Origin of the sequence: Streptomyces sp. NPDC056169, assembly GCF_042268445.1 — a bacterium.
In the GTDB taxonomy this organism is placed as follows: domain Bacteria; phylum Actinomycetota; class Actinomycetes; order Streptomycetales; family Streptomycetaceae; genus Streptomyces.
Window position 1 is genome coordinate 113,086 of sequence record NZ_JBHJUO010000004.1, and the last position, 20,741, is coordinate 133,826.

The window sequence follows — 20,741 nt, forward strand, 5'->3', positions numbered from 1 at the left end:
TCTCCGATGCAGACTGACCACGCCCTCGCGGTGGTGACCACCGCGCACGCCGCGCACGCCCCCGCCGAGCCGCTGCTCGACGACGTGTCGATCGCCGTCCTCGCCCCCGGCCACCCCGGCGTACGCCCCCGCTGGGAGCTGGCCTCCCTCCCCGACGGGCTGCGGATGCTGTCCGTACGCGCCGACGGCGTGCCCGTGGAGATCCGTCTCTCGGTGCCGCTCGGCGACGCGGCGGGCTACTGGCACCCCGAGGGCGGCTGGCGGCGCACCCTGGTGGCCGACTGGGAGGGCCTCAGCCGGACCTCCCTGGTCAGCGGACCCGCCGTCGGCTGTCTGTACGAGCACTCCGGCGCCACCCTCCTCGCCTTCGCCGCCGCCGACCCGGTCCCCGAGGCCACGGTCCGCTTCGGGGTCTCCGAGGAGAACGACACCCACGTCGTCCATCTGAGCCTTCCGGCCGCCACCGAGCCGCACCGGCTGCTGCTCGTGCCGCGCGCGCCGTCCGTCGCCGCCGCCCTGCGGCCGCTGCGGACGTGGTTCGCCGCCGCCCACCCGCCGATGCCGGTGCCGGACACGGCCCGCGTCCCGGTGTACTCCACCTGGTACGCCTTCAACCAGGACGTCACCGCGACCGCCGTCGAGGCCCAGGCGGGCCCGGCCGCCGAGCTGGGCTGCGGGGTCCTCATCCTGGACGACGGCTGGCAGCGGTACGGCAACGGCCGGGGCTACGCCGGCTGCGGGGACTGGCAGCCGGACCCCGCCAAGTTCCCGGACCTCGCCGGCCATGTCGCCCGGGTGCGCGACCAGGGGTTGCGCTATGTGCTCTGGGTGGCGCCGCTGCTGCTCGGCCCCGAGGCCGACTGCCACGACCGCTGGGCGGCCTCGGCGCCCGCCCGGGCCACCGTGCCCGGCGCCGTCGTGCTCGACCCGCGCCTCCCCGACGTCCGCCGGCACGTCGTCGAGCTGTGCGTCTCGCTCGTGCGCGACCACGGCGTCGACGGCCTCAAACTGGACTTCCTCGACGAGGCCGGGGTCTACGCGGGCGACGGCGCCGGGGACGTCGGCCGGGCGATGACCGTGCTGCTCACGGAGGTGCGCCGGGCCCTGGAGGCCGTGCGGCCCGGGCTGCTGCTCGAACTGCGGCAGCCGTACGTCGGTCCGGGCATGGCACCGTTCGGGAACATGCTGCGCTCCTTCGACTGCCCGGCGGACGCGACCGCGAACCGGGTGCGGACCCTCGACACCTCGCTGCTCGCGGTGGGCGGGGCCGTCCACTCCGACATGGTGATGTGGTCCCGCTCGGCGCCGGTCGAGACGGTGGCCCGCCAGCTGATCGGGGCTCTGCACGCGGTCCCGCAGATCTCCGTACGCCTGGACGAGGCGCCGCCGGAGCATCTGGCGGCCGTGCGGTTCTGGCTCGGGCGCTGGCGGCTGCACCGGGAGTTGCTGCTCGACGGGCGGGTGGAGCCGGGGCGGCCGGACGAGCTGTACCCGGTGGTGGTGGCGGCGCGCGGCGACGAGTGTCTCGTGAGCGTGCACGGCGACCGGGTGGTGGAGCTCGACTTCGCCGCGTACCGCCGCTTCCACCTGGTCAACGGCTCGGACCGGGACCGGGTCGTGGTGGACGTCACCGGGGGCGGCGGCCGGGTGGCCGCCCGGGTCCACGGGCCGGACGGCCGTATGATGGATGATCCGCTGACGCTCCTGCCGGAGGGGCCCCGTCCCCTGGCCGTCCCGCGTGGCGGTCTGGTTTCGCTCGTACTCACGGAAGGACCGCGATGAAGGTCGGCATCACCGACGTCGCAGCCCACGCACAGGTCAGCGAGGCCACCGTCAGCCGGGTGATCAACCGGCGGCAGGGCGTGTCGAAGAAGACCCGCGAGGCGGTCGAGCAGGCGATGGCCGAGCTCGGCTACGAGCGGGTCACCCAGGGCCAACTGGTCGCGGTGGTCACGGAGTTCGTCTCCAACCCGTTCTTCGCCGACGTCGCCGAGCGGATCGAGTCGGCCCTCGCGCCGCACGGTCTGAAGACGGTGCTCTGCCCCGTCTTCCCGGGCGGTGTGCAGGAGTTGGACTTCCTGACCTCCCTCGTCGACAAGGGCGTCGCGGCCGTCGTCTTCCTCTCCGCGTCCAACACGGTGGAGGGCGCGGACACCGACGGCTACGAACTGCTGCGGCAGCGCCGCGTGCCGTACGTCGGGATCAACGGCGAGTTCGCGGACGGGGTGCCGGCCCCGGTCTTCTCCACCGACGACGCGCTCGCGGCCGAACTGGCCGTGGACCACCTCCACCGCCTCGGCCACCGGCGCATCGGCATGGCGTCGGGCCCGGCGGGGAACCGGCCCGCCGACCGGCGGGTGCGGGGCTTCGTCCAGGCCATGGGCCGGCGCGGCCTGACCGACGCGGAGCGCTGGGTGGTCCGCCAGTCCTACAGCGTGGAGGGCGGGCAGGCGGCGGCCTCGTCCCTGGTCGGCCTCGGCGCCACCGGGATCGTCGCGGCCAGCGACTTCATGGCCCTGGGCGCGGTGCGCGGGATCCGCCGCCAGGGCCTGTCCGTACCGGGCGACGTCTCGGTGGTGGGCTACGACGGGTCGACGGTCACCGAGTTCACCGACCCGGCCCTGACCACGGTCCGCCAGCCCGCGGACCGGCTGGCCCTGGAGGTGGGCCGCAGCGTGCTGGCCCTGGTCAGCAACCGCGAGGTCCCCACGGGCGAGCTCCTCTTCGACCCGGAGCTCGTCATCCGCGCCTCGACGGGTCCCGCGGCCCCGTAGGGTCGCCGGGCGGCGAACGGAAAGGGACACACGCCAGTGACGGAGACCGGCAGGAGCGGAGCGGCCTCGCTCAGCGCGCAGGCGCGCGAGGCCGTCCTCCAGCGCATCGTCGACCGGCGGTACGCCCAGGGCGCCCGGCTCGTCGAGCGGGAGGTCGCCGAGGAGCTCGGCATGTCCCGCGTCCCCGTCCGCGAGGCCCTGCGCGCACTCGTCGCCGAGGGACTCCTCGAACTGCTCCCGCACAGCGGGGTGCGCGTCCGCCGGCTCGAACGCGCCGACGTGGAGCATCTGTACGAGGTGTGGGAGCCGCTGGCGGTCCAGGCGTCGCGGCTCGCGGCGCGGGCCCTGGCGGCACGCGGGGCCGCAAGCGGGGCGGCCGGAACGGAGGGGCTCGCCGCGCTGGAGGCGACCCTCCGGCAGGCCGAGTCGGCGGCCGCGGCGGGCGAGGGGACGCGTGAGGTGGCCGCCCACACCGCGTTCCACGAGGGCGTCGTGGAGCTGGCGGGCAACCCGCTGCTCGCCCGCACCATGGAGCAGCTGAGCTGGCAGCTCCGGCTGCTGTTCGGCCTGCGCGAGGAGCCCGCGCACATGCGGGCCCAGCACGCCGAGATGTTCCGGCACATCGCCGCCGGGGACGCGGAGGCCGCGGCGGCCAGCACGCTGCTGCACGTACGGGACAGCAGGGCCGTCGCACTGCGCTCCCTCTTCGGCGACGCCTGAGAGTATTTGTATACCAAGACGAGTTCAACACCCTCCCCTCGACGCACACCAACGTCGTGAAGTGCGGATTTCGCGGTCTCGCCGGCACCCCCTTGTCCGGCGCCTTCGGCTTGGTATACAAAACGAGGAGTCACCGGCGCCTACTCCTCAAGGAGCTCCCATGCACGCGTCCTCGTCCTCCCCCGGCGCCCTCTCCCGCCGCACGATGCTGGCCGGTGCCGCCGCCATGGCCGGGGCGACGGCCACGACGGCCGCCACCGCGCCCTCCGCCCACGCCTCGGCCGCGTCGTCCGACGCAGCCGCCGTGTCCGGTGCCGCGGGCCGCCACGCCAGGGCCGTCGTCTTCCGGAACGTCCGCCCGTTCGGCGGGGCGAAGACCGACCTCGTCGTCGTCGACGGGCGCGTCGCGAACGGCCCGGCGCCGCGCGGCGCGAAGGTCGTCGAGGGCGGCGGCCGGATCGCCCTGCCCTCACTCGTGGACGCCCACATCCACCCCGACAAGACGACCTGGGGCGGCTCCTGGGTGTCGCGGCGGCCGGCGAGCGGCATCGCCGACTACGTCGCCCAGGACGTCGAACTGTTCAAGGCGCAGCGCCGCCCCGTCGCGGAACGCGCGTACGGGCTGATGACCCACGCCGTCACCCGGGGTACGCGGGCGATGCGCGCCCACGCCGATGTCGCCCCGGCCTACGGCCTTGCCGGAGTGGAGGGCGTCGCGGAGGCCCGCCGGCGGCTGCGCCACGCGCTCGACGTCCAGATCGTGGCCTTCCCGCAGCACGGCGTCATCCGCACGCCGGGCACGGCGGCGCTCCTTGAGCAGGCGGCGCGCGAGGGCACCATCGACATGATCGGCGGCATCGACCCCATCGGGTTCGACCAGGCCCTCGACGAGCAGCTCGACCTCGTCTTCGGCATAGCGGACCGCCACGGCGTCGGCGTGGACATCCACCTCCACGACCGCGGCGAGAAGGGCATCAAGGCGATGCGCGGCATCATCGACCGCACGCGCGCCCTGTCGCTGGCCGGCAAGGTCACCGTCAGCCACGTCTTCTGCCTGCCGGGCCTCTCCGACCGCGAACTCGGCTCCCTCGCCACCGACCTGGGCGCCCAGGACATCGCCCTCACCACGGTCGCGCCCTCCGACTCGCTGGTGCTGCCGATCGCACGGCTGCGCGAGCACGGGGTGCGGGTCGGGCTCGGCTCCGACGGCGTGCGCGACTCGTGGAGCCCGTTCGGCAACGCGGACATGCTGCACCGCGCGCAGCTCCTCGGGTGGGTCACCGACGTACGCCTCGACGAGGAGCTGACAGACTGCTACCGCGTCGCGGCGCACGGCGGCGCGGACGTCATGGGCCTCGCGCACGCCGATCTCACGCCCGGTGCCCCGGCCGACTTCGTCCTCGTCCGGGGCGAATGCCTGCCGCAGGTCGTCGTGGACATGCCCCAGCGGGACATGGTGGTGCACGGCGGGGCCGTGGTGGCCCGCAACGGCGAGTTCCTCGCCTGACGCACGGCGGCGGGGCGTGCCTGCCGGCAGCGGCAGCGCCCCCCCTGCTCCGCCGGGCGCGACGCGCCGTCACCGCCGCTCACGGCCTCGGTCCGCCCCGCTCGGATCCGCTCCGGATCAGCCGTGGGGCCAGGCCTCGGCGATCAGCTTCGCTCGGATCACCTGCCACTGGGCCGCCATGTCGTGCACCAGGTACAGGTCCCGGCTGCGGGTCCACGGCTGGCCGGACTCGGCGTCGTAGGCGTGGGGCATGGCGACGCCCCGGGGAGCGTACGCCCTCATGCCCCGGTCCCGGGTGGTCTGGACGCATCGTTTGTGGTGGTCGCGGAAGCCCACGACGCAGGCGGTACCGATGCCGCCGGGCAAGTGGCGGCGGGCCTCGGCGACCTGGGCGGCCACGCCGTCCGTGCTCAGGTAGGTGATGGTGCCGTCCGGTGCGATCACCGGCTCGATCGCGACGACGTCGGTCATGCCGTGTTCGGCTTCCAGGAAGCGGGCGATCTCCCACTGGGCGTAGACGGGGACGTTCCGCGCGGCGCGTATCCGGGCGACCGTCGCGGCCAGCTCCGCGTTCACGGGCCCGGGCTCGGGCAGCGTCGTCGCGGGGTCCCCGCCCCCGACCGCCGGCCGGTTGCCGAATCCGTACGCGACGACGAAGTCCACGGCGGCCAACGGCGCCGTCTCCGGCTCCCAGTCGAAGCCCACGTCGAGGAGGTGCGGGACGAGCTCCTTCGCCGCCGTCCTGTCGCCCAGCTCACGGGCCAGCACGGGAAGCATGTGGTGGGCGAGCCCCCGGGCTCCCGCCGCTCCGGCGACCCCGGCGGGCCCGCCCCCGCCGGCTCCGGCCGCCTGGGCGGGCGTGGCGGCGAGCACGGGCGGTACGGCGATCGCGGCGGTCAGCGCGGCGGCGAATTGGCGACGGTGCACGTCAGGTACGGCCCTTCGGTATCGGCCGACCGGATGCCGGCACGCCTCGCATGCTCCCTACACCGAACAACCGCCCCATGAACCCTCGATGGCCGCCCCCTTGCGCCGACGGGTCGGCCGGCTCCTCGGGGAAAGCCCGGGACATTCGCCTTGGGAGCGCTCTCAACACCTGAGCGGTACAGATATCCTGGTCCGCGTCGGACCGCAGCTCAGCAGACGCAGACGAGGAGCGACCGCCTTGCCCGATCAGACCACGGGGTCCCGCCCCACGCTGGAAGCCGTCGCCGCACGCGCCGGTGTGTCCCGCGCCACGGCCTCGCGCGTCGTCAACGGGGGTGCGGGCGTGCGCGCTCCGCTGGTCGAGAAGGTGACCAGGGCGGTCGAGGAGCTCGGCTACGTCCCGAACCACGCGGCACGCACCCTGGTGACCCGGCGCAACGGCGCGGTGGCGGTGATCATCGAGGAGCCGGAGTTCCGGATCTTCTCCGACCCGTTCTTCGAGCAGCAGGTGCGCGGCATCAGCCGCGAGTTGACGGCGCACGACTCCCAGCTGGTGCTGCTGTGGGTGGAGGGTCCGGGCGACCACGAGCGGATCGCGCGCTATCTGGGCGGCGGGCACGTCGACGGGGCGCTCGCCTTCTCGCTGCACAGCGACGACGCGCTGCCCGCCCTGATCGACCGGGCCCGGATTCCCGTGGTGTTCGGCGGGCGTCCCGCCCCGGGCACCGACCCGGCCGTCCCGTACGTCGACTGCGACAACCGCGGCGGCGCCCGGGAGGCCGTGGGGCACCTCGTCGGTCTGGGCCGCCGGACCGTCGCCCACATCGCCGGGCCCCGTGACCAGACGTCCGCGATCGACCGGCTCCACGGCTACCACGACGTGCTGCCCGACGCCGACCCGGATCTCCTGTGCCAGGGCTCGTTCACCGAGGAGAGCGGCGCCCGCGCCATGGCCGAGCTCCTCGACCGCAGGCCGGACCTCGACGGCGTCTTCGTCGCGAACGACCTGATGGCGACGGGTGCGCTGCGCACCCTGCGGGAGCGCGGGGTGCGGGTCCCCGAGGACGTGGCGGTCGTCGGCTTCGACGACATGGACTCGGTGATCGGCCGGACCTCGCCGGCGCTGACCACGGTGCGCCAGGACATCGAGGGCATGGGCCGGTTGATGGTGAAACTCCTGATGCGGCTGCTCGACGGGCCGGGCGGCGCGGCCCCCGACTCCGTGATCACCCCGACGTCGCTGGTACGCCGCGACTCGGCCTGAGGGCGGGACGGGGAACGCGGAGCGGCGGGGCCGGAGGTGTCTCCGGTCCCGCCGCTCCTGTGGGGGGTGTCGGGTCAGTCGAACGGGATGACGACCACGGAGCGGTCCGTGCCGGTCTGGACGCGCGCGTCCCCGTTCCCGATGGCGCTCCAGACTTCGAGGCGGACCGTCCCGCCGCTCAGGTTGCCGAGCGTCCCGGTGGCGGACTTGAGGCCGCGGGACTGGGCGTACTCCTCCCAGCCCGTCACCGGGTCGGTCGCGAAGTACTGGTACGTCTCGGTCCGTTCGAAGGTGCCGTCACCGGTGAGGTCGTAGCTGATCCGGGCCTGCTGGCCCAGGCCGACGGCCGTCCCGGCGTCGATCTGGAGGCGGAAGGCGGTGGCCCCGCCGGCCCTGAGCGTGCCGTTGACGCCCTTGACCTCGTAGACGACCGGCCGGTTCGGGGTCCCGTCGTGGTTGCCGCCCTGTGCCGAGAGGACGGTGTCGCTGCCCGCCGTGGCGCCGGTGGCCGTGGTGAGCGTGCCGCCGGTGCGGAGCTGGAAGGTGTTCCCGGTGCCGGGCTGCGGCTCGGGGTCGGGGTCCGTGCCGCCGCCGGTGCCGTTGCCCGTCGCGGTGGAACGCGCGGGGACGGTCAGGGACTTGCCGTCGGAGAAGGTGACCGTGCGGGCGGTGGAGCCGTGGTTGTGGGCCACGTACGTCCGTGTGGTGCCCTTGGTGAAGACAGCCGAGGTGGGGAGGGACCCGGTGACGGAGGCGTCGGGGGCGCCGAGTGCGTCGAGGGTGGTGAGCCAGTGGTAGGTGTGGGCCTTGGACTCCCCCGCCTCCGGGGTGTAACCGGCGTTGCCCGCGTCCCACTTGGCCTTCGCGGCGGCCGGGTCGGCGAAGGACTGGAACTCCCAGAGGATGTCCCGCCATTCGACGGCGGGTCCGCCGTTCTCGCGTTCCAGCTCGGCGATGTTGCGCCGGACGGCGTCCTTGTGGCCGCCGAGGTGGAGTGAACCGCCGGTCACGGGGAGGACGTTGATGCCGTGGATCTCCTCGGGGTTGGCGGTCCACCAGGTCGAGTAGGCGGCGCCGCTGCCCCACACCATGCCGGCCGTGTCGTGTTGGAAGCCCGCCGGGAAGACCTGCTGGTCGGCGTCGAACCAGTACTGGGCGATGGCCTCGCCCTCGGTGGTGAGGAGGTACGTGCCGAGGTCGCGCAGGGCGGTGTCGCCGGTGGCCGAGCCCCACAGCACGAGCGCGGCGCTGAGGTTGGTCGACTCGGAGGACGACTCCTGGTTGTTGCCGGCGGCGAAGCCCTGGTGGCCGCTGGCCCAGCTGTGCCCGGCGTAGACGTCGAAGCCGCGCAGGAAGGGGAAGGCGCCGTCGGTGCGGCTGGGGTTGGCGGTGTCGCGGACCAGGGTCTTCACCATGGAGCCCCAGGCGGAGTCGGCGGCCCAGGCCGGGTCGTACTGGGCGACGATCGCGGCCGCGTAGACGTAGTAGCCGTAGTGGAAGTGGTGGTCGTTGAGCTCGGTGTCGCTGCCGTAGGAGGCGGGGTAGCCCGTGAGGATCTTCCATGCCTGGTCGTACGAGAACTCACTCGCTCCGCCGGCCGTGAACCAGTCCTGGAGGCGGCCCTTGATGAGCCCGAGGAGTTTGTCGCGGATCGCGCCCTCGCCGATCTGGTCGGCGAGCGGCACCAGCTGGGCGAGCTTGCCGAGGGCCTTGCCCGTCCAGTACGTGTCGACGGCGCCGGAGAAGGGGTCGGAGGAGTTCGCGACCTCGTTGAGGTAGCCGCGCAGCCGGGCCGTGTCCACGCCCGCGCCGCCCGGGAGTCCGGGCAGTGTGGCGGCCGCCTTCTGGGTGGTGGTGAAGGAGGCCGACTCGCGGACCTTCATGGTGCCGCGGGGCGAGACGTACGTGTACGGGGTGAGCGGGTCGGTGCTGTGCAGCCACTGGTGCCGGTAGAGCGCCTGGAGGGTGCCGCGCTCGGTGCCCTCCTTCGCCTCGGTGGTGAGGCCGTAGGTGGCCCGGACGGTCCCCGCGTCGTAGCTCCAGTTCACCGTGGATCCGGTGACGAAGCTGTACGCGTACTTCCGGAAGGTCGCCAGCGCGTCGGTGGACGGCAGTACGGCGACGGAGAAGTAGTCCTTGCCGCCGAGGCCCGCCGTGATGGTGGAGCCCGCGACGTTCCAGTCGGTGCCGCCGGGCGCGAAGAGGGCGTAGTGGTGGCCCTCGACGGTGATGCCGAGGACGTTGCCCTGGTCGGCGAAGACGGTGGGCGCGGTGGCGGTGGTGATCCGGGCGTCGCCGCCCGTGCCCTTGGCGTACACGAAGGGCATGCCGTGGCCGATGGTGGTGCGCAGGGTGCGCGCGCCGTCGGACCAGTACGGGGTGACGGTCCAGTCGGACCAGGCGTCGACCTTGGTGTCGGGCGAGTTGAGCCCGGTGAGGCCGAGGGTGAGGTCGCGCTTGTGGGCGTACTCGTACTGGCGGCCGTCGCCGACGACGGCGGGGCTGGTCGGGTAGCCGATGTCCAGGCCGCCGGCGGTGGCCTGGTAGGTGAGCGGATGGCCGTACATGGGGGTGGAGTACGGGTTGTCGCCGTAGCGCTGGAAGGCGAGGGAGGACCACCAGTCGTTGGTGGGCACCGGCTTGCCCTGGGCGGCGGCGGTGACCTTGGGGGTGACCGGTGCGCCGGTGTTGGTGGTGGGGCCGGAGGTGCCGGCGGGGCGGGTGTCGGAGTAGCTTCCGGCGCCCACCGGGACGGTGGCGGCTGCCGCGGGGGTGGCGGCGGGGCCGAGTCCCAGGGCGGCGAGGGCGGAGACCAGGGCCAGGACGGCGACCGGTCGGGTGCGGTGCGCCGGGCGGGCGTGGCGCTCCGGGCGGCTTCGGGGGGCTGGACGCGTGCGGGGGGCTGGCATGAACGGCACCTCATGTCGTCACGACGGATCGAACACGGACGGGGGATGGGGGTGGTGCGGCATGCGTACGGGGCCCTGGAGGGGCTCCGAGGGCCTTCAAAGGCCTCCGAGAGCGCTCTCAAGCGCTTCGGATGGCCGAAAACGTAAAACTCTCGAAACCTGGGTGTCAAGAGAGGGGGTACAGGAGGGAGTTGGGCCCGAGTCCAACCCGTTACGCCTTCAAGTCTTGACGGGACACCCGGAGCGCAGGCACGCTCCAACCGCATTCTTGAGAGCGCTCTCAAGCAGTTCTCTCGCTCGCCCCGTAGCCAAGGGAGGCCCCCCATGCCCATCGCCCGAGCCGCCAGAACCACCACCGCCGTCCGCCTCGGGGCGGTCGTCCTGAGCGCGGCACTGCTCGCCGCCTGCGGAAGTTCACCGGACGGGGCGGCCACGGACGGCGCGGGCGGGAAGGTCACGATCACCGTCGACCTGTTCGGCTCCTTCGGCTACAAGGAGGCCGGGCTCTACGCCGCGTACGAGAAGCTCCACCCCGGCGTCACGATCAAGCAGACGGACACCGAGGACGAGGCCGACTACTGGAAGTCCCTCCAGACCCGGCTCGCCGGCGGCGGCGGTCTGGCCGACGTCCAGGGCATCGAGGTGGGGCGGATCGCCTCCGTCACGCAGCAGCAGGCCGACAAGTTCGAGGACCTGAAGAAGTACGGAGCGGACGGTCTCAAGGGACAGTTCGCCGAGGCCAAGTGGGCGGCGGCCACCGGGAAGAACGGCGAGGTGCTCGGACTCGGCACCGACGTCGGCCCCGAGGCGATGTGCTACCGCAAGGACCTCTTCGCGAAGGCCGGGCTGCCGACCGACCGCGAGGAGCTCGCCAAGCGCTGGTCCACCTGGGACGGCTACCTGGGGCTCGGAAAGCAGTACAAGGCGAAGGCCCCCGGCAAGAGCGCCTGGCTCGACAGCGTCGGCAGCCTCTACTCGATCATGATCGGGCAGGAGAAGGAGCGCTACTACGACGCCTCCGGGAAGCTGATCTGGGAGGACAACCCCGCCCTGCGCGCCGCCTGGGACCACTCCGTCCAGGCCGCCGAGGACGGCCTCAGCGCCGAACTCGACCAGTGGTCACCGCAGTGGAACCAGGCCTTCGCCGCCGGTTCCTTCGCCACGATCCCCTGCCCCGCCTGGATGCTCGGCTACATCAAGGGCCAGGCCGGCGAGACCGGCAAGGGCACGTGGGACGTCGCCGCGCTCCCCGGCGGGGCCGGCAACTGGGGCGGCTCCTACCTCGCCGTGCCGAAGGCCGCGCAGCACAAGAAGGAGGCGTACGAGCTGATCACGTGGCTCACCGCGCCCGAACAGCAGGCCACGCTCTTCGAGAAGCAGGGCAACTTCCCCTCCTCCACCGGCGCGATCGAGAAGGTCGGCGCCGCCACGGACCCGTACTTCTCGAACGCGCCGATCGGCAAGATCTTCGGTGACGCGGCGAAGGCGGCGCCGGTCCAGGTCCTGGGCGTGCACGACCAGAACATCGCCCAGCAGATCACCAACGCGCTGAGCGAGGTCGAGCGCAAGGGCACCGCGCCCGAGAAGGCCTGGGAGAACGCGCGGAAGGGTGTCGCGAACACCCTCGGCTGATCCCGGTGCCGGACGGGCGGCCCGCTCCCCCGCGTACGCCCGTCCGGCACCGCCGTTCCTCCGCCTCGACTCCTCCCCGAAGGGCCGCACCATGACCCTCACCGCACCCGCGACACCGCCACCGTCTCCGTCACCTTCACCGTCCGAGCAGCTCCCCGCGCCCCGGCGGGAGCCGTCCGTCCGGCGGGCCTGGCGGAAGGCCTCGCCGTACGCCTACATCGCCCCCTTCTTCACCCTCTTCGCCGCCTTCGGCGTCTTCCCGCTGATCTACACGGCCTACGTCTCGCTGTACCGGGTCGAGCTCCAGACGCCCGGCGACATGGAGTGGCGGGGGCTCGGCAACTACACCGCGCTGCTCGGCGACACGTTCTTCTGGACCGCGCTGCGCAACACCTTCACCATCGGCGTCCTCTCCACCGTGCCGCAGCTGGTCATGGCCCTCGGGCTCGCGCATCTTCTCAACTACCGGATGCGCGGCCGCACTTTCCTGCGGACCGCGATCCTGCTGCCGTACGCGACCTCGGTCGCCGCCGCCACCCTCGTCTTCGCCCAGCTCTTCGGGCGCGACTTCGGACTGATCAACTACGTGCTCGGTCTCGTCGGCTTCGGCCCCGTCGACTGGCAGACCGGCACGGTCGCCTCGCAGATCGCCGTCTCGACCGTCGTCGTCTGGCGCTGGACCGGTTACAACGCGCTGATCTACCTGGCCGGCATGCAGTCGATCCCGGACGAGCTGTACGAGGCCGCCGCGATGGACGGCGCCTCGCGCTGGCGCCAGTTCCTCCACGTCACGCTGCCCGGGCTGCGGCCCACCATCGTCTTCACCGTCATCGTCTCGACGATCGGCGCGACCCAGCTCTTCGGGGAGCCGCTGCTCCTCGAAGGCTCGATCTCGGGCGGCATCTCGCACCAGTACCAGACGCTCGGCCTCTACATGTACGAGCAGGGCTGGGGCTTCTTCCACCTGGGCCGGGCCGCCGCCATCGCCTGGGTGATGTTCCTGCTCATCGTGGTGCTCGTCGGGGTCAACGCCCTGATCGCGCGCCGCCGTTCCCGCAAGGAGGCCGGCCGATGACCGCGCCGAGCACCACCGAGGTCCCGCCCCGCCCGGCGCGGCCCGCCCGCTCCGTCCCGGCGGCCCCGCCCCGGCGCGGCGGACGCCCCTCCTCCCGGGCGGGCCGCACCCTGCACGCGGGTCCCGTCGCCTACGCGATCCTGATCGTCGCCGTCCTCGTCTCGGCCTTCCCCTTCTACTGGACGCTCGTCGCGGCGAGCCGCTCCAACGCCGACCTGGCGCAGGTCCCGCCGTCCCTGGTGCCCGGCCCACACCTGATACGCAACTTCGAGGCCGTGCTCGAAGAGGCCGACATCGGGAAGGCGTTGCTCAACTCGCTCATCGTCTCCGGGTCGATCACCCTCGGCACCGTCCTGTGCTGCACGCTCGCCGGTTTCGCCTTCGCCAAGCTGCGGTTCCGCGGCCGGGGCGCACTGCTCGCGGTGACCGTCGGCACGATGATGATCCCGCCGCAGCTCGGTGTGATCCCGCTGTTCATGCTGATCGCCGAGCTGGGCTGGGTGAACCAGCTCCAGTCGGTGATCCTGCCGGGATTGGTCTCCGCGTTCGGCGTGTTCTTCATGCGGCAGTACCTGGTGCAGACGCTGCCGGACGAGCTGATCGAGGCGGCCCGGGTCGACGGCGCGTCCACCGCCCGGATCTTCTGGTCGATCGTGGTGCCGATCGCCCGGCCCGGCATGGCGGTCCTCGGGCTGCTGACCTTCATGGCCGCGTGGAACGACTTCTTCTGGCCGGTCGTCGCCCTCACCTCCTCCGAGCCGACCGTCCAGGTGGCCCTGCGGCAGCTCGGCGGCGGCTACGTCCACGACCAGTCCGTGATCATGGCGGGCACCCTGCTCGGCACCCTTCCGGTGCTGCTGGTCTTCGGCCTGCTCGGCCGGCAGATCGTCGGCGGAATCATGCAGGGCGCGGTCAAGGGCTGACCCCCTCCGGCGCCCCGTCCCTCCCCAACAGACGTCTCACTCCCGGGAGTTCCTACCTCATGACCGCGCTCGACGCACGTCCCGACACCTCGACCGTCCTGCGGTTCCCGCAGGGATTCCGCTGGGGCACCGCCACGGCGGCGTACCAGATCGAGGGTGCCGCAGCCGAGGACGGCCGTACGCCGTCCGTCTGGGACACCTTCAGCCGCACTCCGGGCAAGGTGCGCAACGGCGACACCGGCGACATCGCCGCCGACCACTACCACCGGCTCGACGAGGACATCGCCCTGCTGCGGCGGCTCGGCGTCACCGACTACCGCTTCTCGATCGCGTGGCCGCGGATCGTGCCCACCGGTCGCGGACCGGTCGACTCCCGGGGCGTCGACTTCTACCGGCGGCTCGTCGACGGCCTGTTGGGGGCCGGCATCCGGCCCGTGGCGACGCTCTACCACTGGGACCTCCCCCAGGAGCTCGAAGACGCCGGGGGCTGGCCGCAGCGGGAGACCGCGTACCGCTTCGCCGAGTACGCGGGCGTCATGGCGGACGCGCTCGGCGACCGGGTGGCGACCTGGACGACGCTCAACGAGCCCTGGTGCGCCGCCTTCCTCGGCTACGGCAACGGCGTGCACGCCCCGGGGCGCACCGACGCCCTCGCCTCGCTGCGCGCCGCCCATCACCTCAACCTGGCCCACGGGCTGGCCGCGCGCGTGCTGCGCGGGGCGCTGCCCTCCTCGGCCGAGGTGTCCCTGACGCTCAACCTGCATGCGGTACGAGCCCTTTCGGAGTCGCCCGAGGACCGGGACGCGGCCCGCAGGATCGACGCCGTCGGCAACCGGATCTTCCTCGACCCGGTCTTCCACGGCCGGCTCCCCGAGGACCTGGTCCGTGACACGGCCGGGATCACGGACTGGTCGTTCGTCGAGGACGGCGACCTGGCGACGGCGGCGGCGCCGATCGACTCGCTGGGCATCAACTACTACTCCCCGGCGGTCGTCGCGGCGGGCGCCTCCGAGTCGCCCTCGCCGTGGGCGGGCGCCGAGCGGCACGTGCGGTTCGAACCGGCCCCCGGGCCGCGTACCGCGATGGACTGGCCCGTGGACGCGGACGGGCTGTACGAGCTCCTCGTCCGGCTGCGGGACGAACTGCCGGACGTTCCCCTGGTGGTGACCGAGAACGGAGCGGCGTACGACGACTACGCCGACCCGTCGGGGAACGTGAAGGATCCCGAGCGGGTGGCCTATCTGCACGCGCACCTGGCGGCGGTGCACCGCGCCCTCGCGGACGGGGCGGACGTGCGGGGCTACTTCCTGTGGTCGCTCCTCGACAACTTCGAGTGGGCGTACGGCTACAGCAAGCGGTTCGGCATCGTGCACGTGGACTTCGCCACGCAGCGCCGGACGCTCAAGGACAGCGCCCGGTGGTACGCGGAGGTCATCGCCCGAGGGGGGCTTGCGGAGGCCTGAGCGACCGTACGCGTGCCCGGTCCTACGCGCGCAGTGCGCCGGCGACGAAGGACCGGGTCCACGGCACGGCCGACTCGACGGGGATGTGCTGGTCGTCCGCCGGGAAGAAGTCCAGGAACCCGGCGGCCCCGTAGTCCCCGTATGATCGCCGCGATCTTGATCATCATCCGAGGGTCAGCGGCACTTCGCGGGGGAGTCGTCACATGAACAGGTTCCGGGCAGCCGCGGTCGCGGAGACGCGAGGGGGGGTGCCGCGACACCCCCCTCGGGTCCGCGGCACCCCCCGGTCAGCGACCCGTGGGGGTCACAGGGCCTGCCACAGGGCCGGGACGTTCGGCGGCTCCCAGCCGGTCTGGGCCTGGTGGCCCTGGAGGCAGCGGTAGGTCGAGCCGCCGTACGTGACGGTGTCACCGGCCGCGTAGACCTTGCCCGCCGACCAGGTGCCGCCCGGCTGCGGTTCGCCGGGGCCGGGGCCCGGGTCGGTCCCGGTGGTCTTCAGGGTCAGGCCGTAGTTCTGCAGCAGCGGGTTCAGCGGCTGGAAGAAGGTCGTGCCGCCGCTGGAGCAGTTGCCCGAGCCGCCCGAGGTCACGCCCTGGGCCTGGCTGCCGGAGATGTACGAGCCTCCGGAGTCGCCGGGTTCGGCGCAGACGGTCGTGCGGGTCACGCCGGAGATGGTGCCCTCCGGGTAGGTGACGCTGGTGTTGTGCTGCTGGATCGTGCCGCAGTGCCAGCCGGTGGTCGAGCCGGAGCGGCAGACGGACGCGCCGACGGGCTGGAGGACCGAACCGGTCACCTGGACGTTCGCGCCGCCGGAGCCCTTGACGTACGGGGTGGAGGTCCAGTTGGTGTTGGCGGCGACCCAGGCCATGTCGTTGCCGGGGAAGATCGAGCCCTGGAAGCTGCCCTGGGCGACCTGGTTGAAGCCGGTGGTCGTGGTGCCCGCGCGGCCGCAGTGGCCCGCCGTGGCGAAGCCCTGCGTCGTACCGCGGGTCACCGCGAAGCCGACTGAGCAGCGGCCGCCGCCCATGTAGTAGGCGTCGCCGCCCCGGATGTCGTACAGCGGGCGCGGTGCCTCGGCCGTCCTGACCACCCGCACCAGGTCGCGCGGGACTCCGGTGGCCCGGACGAGCCGCGCCCCGGCGCCGGGCCGTGTCTCCTCGACGACGAGGACGTTGGCGCGGACGTCGACGTAGCGGACGGGCGCCTCGGCCGTGGCGGCCCCGTCGAGGGTCCGCTTGGCCCGCTCCAGGGCGGTCAGGCTGTGCGGGACGAGCCGGGCGTCGGCTCCGGTGGCGCGTATCGCGGCCGCGTCGGCGGCGCGGGTGGTGGCCACGGTCAGGGTGCCGGAGTCCGGCCCGTCGACCCAGGCTCCGGCGAAGGCGCCGCCGAGGCCCTGGCGGAGCCGGGCGGCGGTGGCACCGGCCTCGGCCTCGTTGGCGAGCCGGGTCAGGGCCTGGGGGCGGGTGAGTCCCAGGTCGCGCTGCATGGCGGAGAGGAGTTCGGGCTGGGCGGCGGAGGCGGCGAGGGTCCGGGCTGCGGTCTTCGCGGCCGGGTTCCCGTCCGGGGCCGCGGTGGCGGTTCCGGCCTGGAGGCCGGCCAGCGCCATCCCGGCGGCGACCAGCGCGGTACACGCCGCGCGGGCGTGTCGTCGGAGCATGGGGTGTCTCCTCGGTTCTCGGTGGGGGTTCTGCCGGAACCGTAGGGATCCGCCTGGGGGCTACGGGAGTTGTCAGTCGGCCCCTGCCACGGCGTTATGCCCCGGGACGCTGATCCGGCCCGCGCTGTGGGCCAGCGCCTCCGCGTGGGCGGCGCGGGTGTGGTGGAGGACGGTGGCGGCCCGCCCGGCAGTCCGCCCCTCGGGGTGCCAGCCGATGAGATGGCGCCAGACCAGCGGGGCGCCGGTCAGGGGCCGGGTCACGATGCCCGGCGTCGCGGGGAAGGTGGCCCGGCAGAGGCCGACGGCCCGCCCCACCTGGACCAGGTGCACGCAGGAGGCGGTGTCCGTCTCGTACACGCAGGCCGGGGTGAAGCCCGCGCGCACGCACGCGGCGGCGAAGCAGTCGCCGAAGCAGCCGTCGCCCGGGACGTCGGTCCAGGCCTCCGCCGCCAGTTCGGCCAGGCCGAGTTCGGTACGGGAGGCCAGCGGGTGGTCGGCGGCCAGCATCACGTACACCGGGTCGCGGGCGACCTCCGTCCAGGCGAGCCGTCCCGCCTCGGGCGGCGCGCTCTCGCCGCAGACCCCGACCAGGGCGAAGTCCAGCCGGCCGGCGGCGACCCCGCGGGCGATCTCCCGCTCCGACCAGGAGGTGTACGTGGTCACCGGCGAGCCCGGCTCGGTGCGGGCGAGCCGGTCGACGAGGCCGCCGAGCAGCGGGCCGTGGGTGCCGCCGAGCCGGTAGCCGCCCGCGCCCTCCCGGGCGAACCGCACCGCCTCCTCCTGCAACTCGCACACGGCGGGGAGGACGACCCGGGCGCGGTCGAGGACGAGGTCGCCGAGCGCCGTGGTCCGCACCCCCTCCCGTCCGCGCTCGAACAGCGCCCCGCCGAGGGCCCGTTCGATGCGCTTGAGCTGGGCGCTGAGCGCGGGCTGCGCGAGGCCGAGCGCGGTGGCGGCGCGCGTGAGACTGCCCGCGTCCGCGATGGCCCGGATCGCCTTGAGGTGCCTCAACTCCAAGTCCATACCGAGAGCTTGACGCCCCGCCCCCAATAGGTCCAGACCAGGGACGGCCGGGAGCGCGCGTCCACGCGCCTCGATGATCCCCGTCCGCCTCAGTGCCGCTCCGTGAGGAGCGTCGCCAGGTCGTCGGCGAACGCGACGAGCCAGTCGAGCGCGGATCCGCCGCGGGCGTGCCGGAATCCGTGCCGGCGCCCCCAGAACGCGGCCTGCACGGCGTGGAGTTGTGCCCATCGCCGGACCCGCTCGCGGTCGAGTTCGGACGCGTCGACGAAGACGTCCAGCGCGTGCCGGGCGGCCGTGCGCAGGTCGTCGGCTTCGAGGAAGGCGAGGGCCCGGGACTTGAGGAGCGTGCCGCCGTCGTAGGCGGGGTCGCCGACGTACCCCTTGGGGTCGACGGCGAGCCATGGCTCGCGGTCGGCGCTCAGGATGTTGCCGGGGTGGAGGTCGCCGTGGATGAGGGTGTCCGGCTGCGTGGCGCCGAGTTCACGGACGGTCGCCACGGCGGCGTCGACGACGGTGGACGCCAGGGCGCCGGGGAACTCGGCCGCGTCCTCGCGGAGTTGCTCCTCCCAGGCGTCGGCCTGGTCCCGCAGCCGAGGCAGGCCGGGCGGCGCCGGGACGGCGAGCCGCCGGCCGAGCCGCGCCGCGACGGTCAGGACCTCGTCGCCGTCCCGCACCTCGGCCAGGGTCGACGTCCGGGCGCGTTCGAGGAGCATCGCGAAGCGCGCGTCGTCCCGCTCGTGGAGCAGGACGGCCCCGCGTCCGCCCCACGCCTCGAAGGCGTCCGGTTCGTGGATGTTGCCGGGGTGCGGAAAGGACACCTTCAGCGCGGCCGCCCCACCGCCCTTCCGCCGCACCGGGACGATGACGCCGACGCCGCCGTGCATGACGTCCCCGTCGGGGACGCACTCCCAGAGCTGCATCAACTGCTCGACGATTCCGGGCAGTTCCGCGAGCCATGCCGCCCCGGACTCCCCCTCGCGCTCGACGGTGGTCCGCGCGAACGCCTCTGGTGTCCTGATCATCCGTTCACCGTACGCGCCGGGGGAGGCCGCTCCACCAGGACCTTGAAGAATGTTCACATCCGTGACCGTGAATCACATACACATCTATTGACGCGTTCACGGCGAGGCCTCTAGCGTCCCACGGCAAGCGCTTTCTACCCGCCCGTGAACCCCTCACCCTGGAGACCAACGATGCGAACGGGACCCGTCATCGCGTGCGTCAGCCTGCTGGCCGGCACGCTCGTCGCCCTGTCCGGTACGACGGCACAGGCCGCGTCCACCACCTACGAGGCCGAGGCCTCGCCCGCGGTCTGCACCGGCACCGTCGACTCCGACTGGGCCGGCTTCTCCGGCACCGGATTCTGCAACGGCACCAACGCGGTGGGCGCCTACGCGCAGTTCACCGTGAACGCCCCGGCAGCGGGCACCGCCACGCTCGCGGTCCGCTTCGCCAACGGGACCACGGCCGCGCGGCCCGCGGCCCTCACGGTGAACGGATCGGCGGTCTCGTCGTCCTCGTACGAGGCGACGGGCGCGTGGACGGCATGGGCCACGAAGACCTTCACGGTGCCGGTCAACGCGGGCGCGAACACCGTCCGCCTCGACCCGACCGGCGCCACGGGCCTGCCCAACATCGACCGTCTCGACGTCGAGACGGCCGGCACCACCACCCCGCCGTCGGGCGCCGCGCTCTACGTCGCACCGAACGGCACGGACGGCGCCGCCGGAACCCTCGCGGCCCCCACCACACTGAGCTCGGCCATCGCGCGCGTCACGTCCGGCGGGACGATCTACCTCCGCGGCGGCACGTACCACCACTCCCGGACGATCACCATCCCCGCCGGCAGCAACGGCACCGCCGCCGCCCGCACGAAACTCTCCGCCTACCCCGGCGAGCAGCCGGTACTGAACTTCTCGGCCATGACCGAGGACCCGGCGAACCGCGGACTCGCCGTGAACGGCTCCTACTGGCACATCAGCGGCATCGTCGTCGAACGCGCCGGTGACAACGGCATCTTCGTCGGCGGCAGCGACAACGTCATCGAGCGCACCGTGACGCGCTTCAACCGCGACTCCGGACTCCAGCTCTCCCGGATCGCCTCCACCACGCCCCAGAGCCAGTGGCCGTCCCGCAACCTCGTCCTGAGCGCCGAGTCGCACGACAACGCCGACGCGGACGGCGAGGACGCCGACGGCTTCGCGGCCAAGCTCACGGTCGGCCCCGGGAACGTCTTCCGCTACGCCGTCTCCCACCACAACATCGACGACGGCTGGGACCTGTACACCAAGACCGACACCGGCCCCATCGGAACCGTCACCATCGAGGACTCCCTCGCCTACGAGAACGGCACCCTCTCCGACGGCACACAGAACGCCAGCGGCGACCGCAACGGCTACAAGCTGGGCGGCGAGGACATCGCGGTCGATCACGTCGTCCGGCGCAGCATCGCCTACCGCAACGGCAAGCACGGCTTCACGTACAACAGCAACCCGGGCACGATGGCCGTGTCGAACAACCTCAGCGTCGACAACGCGCAGCGCAACTACTCCTTCGACGCGGGCACTTCGGTCTTCCGGAACAACACGTCGTGCCGGAGCGGCAGCGGCACGAACGACCGGACCCTCGGTGACGCCGACGGCTCCAACCAGTTCTGGTCCGGCACGAACGGCTCCCGGTGCGCCGCGTACTCCGGCGCCCTCGGCTGGTCGTACGCCACGGACGGCCGCCTCGCCGTGACCCTCGGCGGCAGGCCGGTCACCCTGTGACCGACCCGCTCCCGTACGACACACCCCGTTCACGGAGCCGACACGGGACTGTCGTACGGGAGCGGGAATGCCCTTGTCTCACAGGCGAGTTGGCCCAGA

Annotated in this window: 15 protein-coding genes; 10 read left to right on the forward strand and 5 right to left on the reverse strand. The window is 73.0% G+C overall.

Annotated features, from left to right (window positions below; translation table 11 throughout):
* The first annotated feature begins 6 nt into the window (after positions 1 to 6).
* From ACFC0G_RS07625 to ACFC0G_RS07640, 4 genes are all read left to right on the forward strand, one after another.
* Positions 7 to 1,782, forward strand: coding sequence for a glycoside hydrolase family 36 protein (locus ACFC0G_RS07625; protein WP_376398760.1), 1,776 nt, complete (start codon positions 7 to 9; stop codon positions 1,780 to 1,782).
* A complete protein-coding gene (locus tag ACFC0G_RS07630; RefSeq protein ID WP_376398763.1) occupies positions 1,779 to 2,774 on the forward strand; it encodes a LacI family DNA-binding transcriptional regulator in 996 nt (331 codons plus the stop codon). The genes ACFC0G_RS07625 and ACFC0G_RS07630 overlap by 4 nt, the downstream gene beginning before the upstream one ends.
* Before the next feature lie 36 nt (positions 2,775 to 2,810).
* Positions 2,811 to 3,494, forward strand: coding sequence for a GntR family transcriptional regulator (locus ACFC0G_RS07635; protein ID WP_376398766.1), 684 nt, complete (start codon positions 2,811 to 2,813; stop codon positions 3,492 to 3,494).
* A 160-nt stretch (positions 3,495 to 3,654) separates the two neighbouring features.
* Positions 3,655 to 5,001: an amidohydrolase family protein gene (locus ACFC0G_RS07640; RefSeq protein WP_376398769.1), complete on the forward strand. Its 1,347-nt coding sequence runs from the start codon at positions 3,655 to 3,657 to the stop codon at positions 4,999 to 5,001.
* 117 nt (positions 5,002 to 5,118) lie between these two features.
* Here ACFC0G_RS07640 and ACFC0G_RS07645 read toward each other — a convergent pair whose 3' ends face one another.
* The gene (locus tag ACFC0G_RS07645) at positions 5,119 to 5,928 is read right to left on the reverse strand and encodes a hypothetical protein (protein ID WP_376398772.1); all 810 of its coding nucleotides are present in this window, start codon (positions 5,926 to 5,928) and stop codon (positions 5,119 to 5,121) included.
* 238 nt (positions 5,929 to 6,166) lie between these two features.
* On the opposite strand from ACFC0G_RS07645, the gene ACFC0G_RS07650 reads away from it, so the two are divergent.
* Positions 6,167 to 7,192, forward strand: coding sequence for a LacI family DNA-binding transcriptional regulator (locus ACFC0G_RS07650; RefSeq protein WP_376398775.1), 1,026 nt, complete (start codon positions 6,167 to 6,169; stop codon positions 7,190 to 7,192).
* Between the two features lie 74 nt (positions 7,193 to 7,266).
* Here ACFC0G_RS07650 and ACFC0G_RS07655 read toward each other — a convergent pair whose 3' ends face one another.
* Positions 7,267 to 10,101, reverse strand: coding sequence for a glycosyl hydrolase (locus ACFC0G_RS07655; protein ID WP_376398778.1), 2,835 nt, complete (start codon positions 10,099 to 10,101; stop codon positions 7,267 to 7,269).
* Positions 10,102 to 10,425: 324 nt separating this feature from the next.
* Here ACFC0G_RS07655 and ACFC0G_RS07660 point away from each other — a divergent pair, with 324 nt between their 5' ends.
* The 4 genes from ACFC0G_RS07660 to ACFC0G_RS07675 all read left to right on the forward strand — a co-directional run bounded on the left by ACFC0G_RS07660 (position 10,426) and on the right by ACFC0G_RS07675 (position 15,194).
* Positions 10,426 to 11,733: an extracellular solute-binding protein gene (locus tag ACFC0G_RS07660; RefSeq protein ID WP_376398780.1), complete on the forward strand. Its 1,308-nt coding sequence runs from the start codon at positions 10,426 to 10,428 to the stop codon at positions 11,731 to 11,733.
* A 91-nt stretch (positions 11,734 to 11,824) separates the two neighbouring features.
* The gene (locus ACFC0G_RS07665; RefSeq protein ID WP_376398783.1) at positions 11,825 to 12,808 is read left to right on the forward strand and encodes a carbohydrate ABC transporter permease; all 984 of its coding nucleotides are present in this window, start codon (positions 11,825 to 11,827) and stop codon (positions 12,806 to 12,808) included.
* A complete protein-coding gene (locus ACFC0G_RS07670; RefSeq protein ID WP_376398786.1) occupies positions 12,805 to 13,731 on the forward strand; it encodes a carbohydrate ABC transporter permease in 927 nt (308 codons plus the stop codon). Before ACFC0G_RS07665 ends, ACFC0G_RS07670 begins: the two co-directional genes overlap by 4 nt.
* Before the next feature lie 59 nt (positions 13,732 to 13,790).
* Positions 13,791 to 15,194, forward strand: a complete 1,404-nt coding sequence (locus ACFC0G_RS07675) for a GH1 family beta-glucosidase (RefSeq protein WP_376398789.1) — start codon at positions 13,791 to 13,793, stop codon at positions 15,192 to 15,194.
* 304 nt (positions 15,195 to 15,498) lie between these two features.
* Here the strand turns inward: ACFC0G_RS07675 and ACFC0G_RS07680 are convergent, their stop codons facing one another.
* The 3 genes from ACFC0G_RS07680 to ACFC0G_RS07690 all read right to left on the reverse strand — a co-directional run bounded on the left by ACFC0G_RS07680 (position 15,499) and on the right by ACFC0G_RS07690 (position 18,896).
* The gene (locus ACFC0G_RS07680) at positions 15,499 to 16,851 is read right to left on the reverse strand and encodes a carbohydrate-binding protein (protein ID WP_376398792.1); all 1,353 of its coding nucleotides are present in this window, start codon (positions 16,849 to 16,851) and stop codon (positions 15,499 to 15,501) included.
* 72 nt (positions 16,852 to 16,923) lie between these two features.
* A complete protein-coding gene (locus ACFC0G_RS07685) occupies positions 16,924 to 17,874 on the reverse strand; it encodes a LysR substrate-binding domain-containing protein (protein ID WP_376398795.1) in 951 nt (316 codons plus the stop codon).
* Between the two features lie 89 nt (positions 17,875 to 17,963).
* A complete protein-coding gene (locus ACFC0G_RS07690) occupies positions 17,964 to 18,896 on the reverse strand; it encodes an aminoglycoside phosphotransferase family protein (protein WP_376398798.1) in 933 nt (310 codons plus the stop codon).
* 171 nt (positions 18,897 to 19,067) lie between these two features.
* Here ACFC0G_RS07690 and ACFC0G_RS07695 point away from each other — a divergent pair, with 171 nt between their 5' ends.
* Positions 19,068 to 20,642 (forward strand): carbohydrate-binding protein, encoded by a 1,575-nt coding sequence (locus ACFC0G_RS07695; protein WP_376398801.1) that lies wholly within the window; start codon positions 19,068 to 19,070, stop codon positions 20,640 to 20,642.
* Positions 20,643 to 20,741 lie beyond the last annotated feature (99 nt).

Bases quoted from the DNA above. Each gene is read 5' to 3' on its own strand.
- ACFC0G_RS07625 (WP_376398760.1), top strand. From the start codon at position 7: ATGCAGACTGACCACGCCCTCGCGGTGGTGACCACCGCGCACGCCGCG.
- ACFC0G_RS07630 (WP_376398763.1), top strand. From the start codon at position 1,779: ATGAAGGTCGGCATCACCGACGTCGCAGCCCACGCACAGGTCAGCGAG.
- ACFC0G_RS07640 (WP_376398769.1), top strand. From the start codon at position 3,655: ATGCACGCGTCCTCGTCCTCCCCCGGCGCCCTCTCCCGCCGCACGATG.
- ACFC0G_RS07655 (WP_376398778.1), bottom strand. From the start codon at position 10,101: ATGCCAGCCCCCCGCACGCGTCCAGCCCCCCGAAGCCGCCCGGAGCGC.
- ACFC0G_RS07660 (WP_376398780.1), top strand. From the start codon at position 10,426: ATGCCCATCGCCCGAGCCGCCAGAACCACCACCGCCGTCCGCCTCGGG.
- ACFC0G_RS07665 (WP_376398783.1), top strand. From the start codon at position 11,825: ATGACCCTCACCGCACCCGCGACACCGCCACCGTCTCCGTCACCTTCA.
- ACFC0G_RS07670 (WP_376398786.1), top strand. From the start codon at position 12,805: ATGACCGCGCCGAGCACCACCGAGGTCCCGCCCCGCCCGGCGCGGCCC.
- ACFC0G_RS07675 (WP_376398789.1), top strand. From the start codon at position 13,791: ATGACCGCGCTCGACGCACGTCCCGACACCTCGACCGTCCTGCGGTTC.
- ACFC0G_RS07680 (WP_376398792.1), bottom strand. From the start codon at position 16,851: ATGCTCCGACGACACGCCCGCGCGGCGTGTACCGCGCTGGTCGCCGCC.
- ACFC0G_RS07685 (WP_376398795.1), bottom strand. From the start codon at position 17,874: ATGGACTTGGAGTTGAGGCACCTCAAGGCGATCCGGGCCATCGCGGAC.
- ACFC0G_RS07690 (WP_376398798.1), bottom strand. From the start codon at position 18,896: ATGATCAGGACACCAGAGGCGTTCGCGCGGACCACCGTCGAGCGCGAG.
- ACFC0G_RS07695 (WP_376398801.1), top strand. From the start codon at position 19,068: ATGCGAACGGGACCCGTCATCGCGTGCGTCAGCCTGCTGGCCGGCACG.